The 6,467-nt window shown below is 41.1% G+C and carries 6 protein-coding genes; 5 read left to right on the forward strand and 1 reads right to left on the reverse strand.

Translation table 11 applies throughout. The features are described 5' to 3' along the window. Nucleotides 1-185: helix-turn-helix domain-containing protein (locus QZZ43_RS13870; RefSeq protein WP_291860532.1), on the reverse strand; the 185-nt coding region annotated here is incomplete at its 3' end. A 489-nt stretch (nt 186-674) separates the two neighbouring features. Between QZZ43_RS13870 and QZZ43_RS13875 the strand changes: the two genes are divergently transcribed. The 5 genes from QZZ43_RS13875 to QZZ43_RS13895 form a co-directional block, all read left to right on the forward strand. Further along, on the forward strand, nt 675-1,718 hold the full coding sequence (locus tag QZZ43_RS13875; protein ID WP_291860535.1) for an aldo/keto reductase: 1,044 nt from the start codon (nt 675-677) through the stop codon (nt 1,716-1,718). Nucleotides 1,719-1,798: 80 nt separating this feature from the next. Beyond that, entirely contained in the window at nt 1,799-2,626 is an 828-nt protein-coding gene (locus QZZ43_RS13880; RefSeq protein ID WP_291860538.1) for an amidohydrolase, read from the forward strand. Nucleotides 2,627-2,638: 12 nt separating this feature from the next. Beyond that, nucleotides 2,639-3,658, forward strand: a complete 1,020-nt coding sequence (locus QZZ43_RS13885) for a zinc-binding alcohol dehydrogenase family protein (RefSeq protein ID WP_291860541.1) — start codon at nt 2,639-2,641, stop codon at nt 3,656-3,658. Between the two features lie 96 nt (nt 3,659-3,754). Continuing rightward, nucleotides 3,755-5,050, forward strand: a complete 1,296-nt coding sequence (gene fucP, locus QZZ43_RS13890) for an L-fucose:H+ symporter permease (RefSeq protein WP_291860543.1) — start codon at nt 3,755-3,757, stop codon at nt 5,048-5,050. Between the two features lie 201 nt (nt 5,051-5,251). Then, nucleotides 5,252-6,467, forward strand: a 1,216-nt coding sequence (locus QZZ43_RS13895) for a glycoside hydrolase family 97 N-terminal domain-containing protein (protein WP_291860545.1), incomplete at its 3' end; no start/stop codon positions are given.

Genomic DNA, 6,467 nt, shown 5'->3' on the forward strand with positions numbered 1-6,467 from the left:
TCCTGCTTTAAAAGTCCCATCGCAAGGGGATTGGGAGAATACTGCCTTAATTCGGCCAATCGCTTAACCTTTTGACGCATCTCCAAACTAATATCAGGATGATCCTTCAACGCCCGGGAGACGGTTGAAGCAGAAACATTCAATTCATCAGCCAGGTCTTTTAAAGAAACATACTTTTTGCCCATACATCCATATTTTCAGGAAATAAAAAATTTCCTTTTGCATGACTGTTACACCAATTAAAAACCACCTGCTTTGCTCCTGACAATCAACAAAAAAGCGTTTTATCTTTTGAGAAAAATGCAGACTTTGACAAATATAACAAATCACGAGTGTCCGGGGAATTTATTTCATGAAAAAAGAATCTATGACGCAGCTCGAAACTCCCCTGTTCAATAGGTTTTATGCGGGGCGTTGGGAGTTCATTTTCGTTGACCGGAAACCAGTGTAAAACAATTTAACAACTCATGTTTTACAACATACTTTTACGTCCGCAAAGCTTTGCGCAAAGTATTGCATAGAATTATCTATATTTCTCGATTTGTATTGAAATTTAAAATACAATAACATTGTAAAATACAGCATATTAAGTTTAAAACACCCTCCCATATAATCCGACACTTAAAAATCAGTTCAAACAGAAAAAATATCAGAACCGGCGAAAGAAAAAATAAATGAAGAGAACAAAACAGGTAGAAAACGCAGCAATAAAAATTCCCAAAATTGTTTACGGAACCAGTTTTCTGGGAAATCTTTACAGGGAACTGACAATCACGGAAAAAACAAGGATCATGCAGGAATGGTTCAAGGTCTCAGATACTCCTGTTATGATTGATACTGCCGGAAAATACGGAGCTGGTCTGGCATTGGAGGTAATTGGCAAAGGATTGACTCAATTGGGCATCGAACCCAAACAAGTTGCCATAAGCAACAAACTCGGATGGTACCGGACACCCCTAAAGTCATCGGAACCCACTTTTGAACCCGGGGTATGGGCCAATCTGGAGCATGATGCTGTTCAAATGATAAGCTATGAAGGCATATTGAAATGCTGGCAGCAAGGATGCGAACTGCTGGGCGAAAATTATAAACCCGAATTAGTTTCAGTGCATGATCCGGATGAATATTTAATGGCAGCATCTGACCAGAATGACAGGCAAAAACGGAAAAATGATATTCTGGATGCCTATCAGGCTCTGTTTGAATTAAAATCCAAAGGAGAAGTGAAAGCCGTTGGTATTGGGGCGAAAGACTGGCAAGTAATAAAAGAACTCTATGAACAGGTTGCTTTTGATTGGGTAATGCTGGCCAATAAATTCACCATATTCAGTCATTCAAAAGATGTTTTAGAGTTTATGGAGAGACTCCATCGTAACGATGTAAAAATCATCAACTCTGCTGTTTTCAATGCCGGATTTTTAACAGGAGGAGATTATTTCGATTACAGAATTCCTGACAGAGCGAACCCTGTTGATCTCCCCCTGTTCGAATGGCGTGACAAATTTTTTGATATCTGTGACCGATTCCAAATCCCCCCGGGAGATGCTTGTCTGAAATTTGCTCTCTCTGTGCCCGAAATCACCGCAGTAGCCCTGAATCCAAGTAAACCTCAAAGAATATCACGCAATAAGGAAATACTGGGAAAGGAATTTCCAAAAGCTTTTTGGGAAACACTAAAGCAAGAAGGAGTAATAGAAAAACACATCCCTCTTCCCTAATTTCCCGAGCAATGAATTAAAAATTATTCGCATTGGAATCAGCAACAAGTTAGACAATAAGAGTATTAAAGGTTCAAATTATGATTATTGATTCACACCAACATTTCTGGAATTATAACCCGGAAGAATTCGACTGGATTAATGACGATATGAGATCCATCAGAAAGTCTTTTTCACCGAAAGATTTACAAACCGCCCTTGCCGGGACAGAGGTTGAAGGAGTTGTGTCGGTACAGGCAAGACAATCTTTGGAAGAGACAGAATGGCTTTTACAACTCGCCTCAGAGAATGATTTCATAAAAGGTGTAGTTGGCTGGGTTCCTCTTACCAACAAAAACCTGCCTGAAATACTCAATCGTTTAAAGGATAATGATTTATTGAAAGGGGTTCGTCATGTTATTCAGGGAGAACCGGATCCTCAGTTTATTTTAAACAGGAATTTTAATGACGGAATTTCACAATTAAATAAACATGGCCTCACTTACGACATCCTGATAATGGGACATCAATTAGAAAACACCATCCGATTTGCTGACCAACATCCCGACCAGCCATTTATTCTGGATCATATTGCTAAACCAGAAATCAAAAAGAATGAGATTCAGGTTTGGGAAAAGTACATCAAAGAACTGGCCCGCCGTGAAAATGTGAGCTGCAAGGTAAGCGGAATGGTTACCGAGGCTGACTTTAAGACCTGGACCGAAGAGCAGTTAAAACCCTACTTCGATGTAATATTAGAAGCTTTTGGGCCGGGACGACTGCTTTTTGGCTCTGATTGGCCTGTATGCCTGGTAGCCACCAATTACTCAAGATGGCTGGAACTGGTAAAAAAATGGATTTCCGGATTAAGCAATCCTGAACAGGAACAGATCTTAGGCGGAAATGCCAAATTGATATACAATCTTTAAGAAAATACACTTATGCGTGCAATAGAAATACTGAAACCCGGAGTTATGCAAATGACAGAGCGGGAGAAACCAGAACCGGGAGAAGGAGAAATTTTGCTGAAAATTAAGTATGTCGGTTTCTGCGGTTCCGATTTAAGCACCTATCTGGGAAAAAACCCACTGGTAAGTTATCCAAGAATACCGGGGCACGAAATTTCAGCAGTGATTGAAACAATTGGGAATAGTGTCCCTGATATGTTTAAATCAGGTCAGACTGCGACCGTAGTTCCCTATACCAATTGTGGCCATTGTTCATCCTGTAAACAAAAAAAATACAATGCGTGTCGTTACAACGAAACCCTTGGTGTTCAACGAGACGGAGCCATGGCTGAATACATCTCAGTACCCTGGCAAAAGGTAATTATTGAACAGGATCTTTCCAGTATTCAACTTGCATTGGTTGAACCATTAACTGTCGGATTTCATGCAATTGACAATATCAGTGTTTCCGATATGGATACTGTTGTTATATTTGGTTGCGGAATGATTGGCAGCGGAGCCATTTTACGAGCACATTTGCGGGGGGCAACCGTAATTGCCGTCGATGTTGATGATTCAAAGCTGGAAATTGCAAAAATACTGGGTGCTGATTTCCGGATTAATTCAAAAACGCAAAATTTGCATGACGAACTAACGGAAATCACTGACGGGAACGGTCCATCCGTGGTGGTAGAAGCCGCCGGGAACCCAACATCCTATAGAGCAGCAATTGAAGAAGTTGGGTTTGCCGGACGAGTGGTGTGTATTGGATATTCCAAAGATGACATTGTTTCGCCAAGCAAATTATGGGTGCAAAAAGAGTTAGAAATCAGAGGTTCCAGAAATGCCAACCCTGAAGATTTCGAAGCAGTCATAAAATTCCTGAAAAACAGCCACTCAATTGATAAACATCTTGTTTCTAAAATAGTGGAAGCGCAAAACGCCCCGGAAGCAATGAAGGAATGGGGGTCGAACCCCGGAAAAACCTTAAAAATATTGGTTCAGTTTAACTGACTTAAGAAACGAGTATTTCAAGGATTTTTGCAAAAGAGCATTTATAAATTCCTTGATGCGGGGTTTGTCAGGCCTTAAAAATCAAATTTTATACCAATGAAACAGAAATCACCCGTAGTTGAGAAAAAATATCTGGTCTCTTTTATTTTGGTTACCAGCCTGTTTGCCCTCTGGGGCTTTGCGAATGACATCACAAATCCGCTGGTTGCCGCATTCGCTACCCTAATGGAAATATCAAATGCCAAAGCTGCATTGGTACAATTTGCATTTTATGGTGGGTATGCAACAATGGCCATTCCAGCCGCCCTATTTATCAAAAAATTCAGTTACAAAAAAGGCATTCTTTTAGGACTTGCCTTTTATGCGCTTGGAGCATTATTGTTTTATCCTGCAGCAAAGTTCGAATTATTCGGTTTCTTTTTAGTGTCGTTGTACATCCTTACTTTTGGTCTTGCGTTTCTTGAAACTACGGCAAATCCATACATCCTGGCCATGGGAAAAGAAGAAACGGCAACCCGTCGTTTAAATCTGGCTCAGGCATTCAACCCCATTGGTTCGCTCCTTGGAATGTTTGTGGCTACCAAATACATCCTGGCGTCTCTGAAGTCAGATATTAGAAACGATTCAGGAGACTTACTCTTTTCAACATATTCCCAAATCGAAAAAATGGCCATAAGAACACAGGATTTGGCAATCATCCGGAATCCATATTTATTGTTAGGCGGGGTGGTTATCCTGATGTTTATTGTGATTTACTTCTACAATATGCCGGTTTGGGAACGAACAGAACGAAAAATAAAGGTTAAAGAACCAATAAAGCGCCTTCTCAAAAACAAGGTGTATAGAGAAGGTGTAATTGCGCAGCTGTTTTATGTTGCAGCCCAAATTATGTGCTGGACATTCATAATTCACTATGCAGACAATCTGGGCATCGACAAAGCAACTGCCCAGAAATATAATATTGCCGCTATGGTGATGTTCCTTTCCAGTCGTTTCATCAGCACTTTTCTGATGAAATATATTAATCCAAATAAACTCCTGACCATTTTCGCGATTGGAGGAATGGCAACCACAGCGGGCACCATACTGATACAGGGAATGCCCGGCCTCTATTGTCTTGTCGCCACATCTGCGTTCATGTCTCTTATGTTTCCCACAATTTATGGTATTGCCTTAAAAGGAATTGGAGAAGACGCTACGATGGGCTCCGCTGGTCTTGTGATGGCCATTGTAGGTGGAGCTCTGATGCCCCCCATTCAGGGAAGTATTATTGACATAGGAAGCATCGGAGGCTATCCGGCTGTAAACCTATCCTTCATACTGCCTCTTATCTGCTTTTTGGTCGTCGCAAGATACGGATATCGCAGCAGAATACTGAAATCACGGGCATAACCAGATACACTGAACCTGCATTATTCACAAATAATCTCTTCCGATGTCCAACTATCTGCAACTCATTTTTTATCACCCGGGATGTATTTTATCTGAATTCAAAAATCAAATATCCCAAATTGACACCTCAACCATAATTAACCGATTAATTTTATCAATTAGAAAAACTGAAAATATAAAGAGCAATAACGCCAAATAGTCATGAAACAAATCCTGTCAATAATTCTTTTTTCGCTGATTCCTGTTTTATCATCGGCTCAAAGTGTGGATGTGGTATCACCAAATACCAAAATCAGAGTTGAACTCTTAAAGACGAATAATGAATCCCCCGGAGATTGGTTCCTAAAAGTATATTCCGGAGAAAAAAACCAGGCTTCCGAAATAATTCCAAAAATAAATCTGGGAATATCCCGAAGCGATCAGGATTTCTCCAAAAATCTTAAGTTTCTGAAAGCCGGAAAAACAAATTTAATCAATGAGCAATACACATCCCTGCATGGCAAGCGTTCGCAACGGAGAAACGCTGCAAACGAGCGGGTGATATCCTTCGAAAACTCCAACAAAGCAAAAATGAATGTCATAATCCGCGTGTACAACGATGGATTAACATTCAGATATGAATTCCCGGAAAAAAAAGGAACTTTCACTGTAACGGATGAGTTAACTTCTTATGTTATTCCGGACAGCACCCTGCGATGGTTGCAAAAATTTGACCTTTCAAATGAGAATCTTTATGCCAAAATGAGCGATGCCACCACCCGGCAAAACTGGAGTTACCCGGCATTGTTCCAATCTCAGGATAGCTCTTACTGGTACCTGATACATGAAGCCGATGTAAACAGAAACTATTGTGCCACAAAACTCAGCAACCAGGGAGAACAATCGGCTTACAAAGTGACTCTTCCGGAGCCCCATGAAGGAGAAGGAGAAGCATTACCAACCATATCACTTCCATGGAAATCGCCCTGGCGGGTCATCATTTTAGGAAATTTGTCAGACATTGTAGAATCCACCTTAGTTGAAGATGTTTCAACACCGTCGGTCATCACGGACACCGATTGGATAAAGCCCGGCCTGGTTTCGTGGAATTATTGGTCGGACAACCACGGAACCCGCGATTATCAGACAGTAAAAGAATTCACCGATTTAGCTGCCGCAATGGACTGGCCTTACACACTATTCGACTGGGAATGGGATGCAATGGCCAATGGAGGGGATGTGGAAGATGCTGCAAAATACGCCCTTTCGAAAGGAGTAAAACCGTTGATTTGGTACAACTCAGGAATGTTTAAGTGGATTACTGCAACCCCCATGGATCGCATGAAAACCCACGAGAACCGAATGGAGGAGTTTGCCTGGTTAAAGAGCATGGGGTTTGTGGGCGTAAAAGTGGACTTCTTCCTAAGTGAAAAACAAT

The sequence above is a fragment of the Marinilabilia sp. genome (assembly GCF_016278715.1).
GTDB lineage: Bacteria > Bacteroidota > Bacteroidia > Bacteroidales > Marinilabiliaceae > Marinilabilia.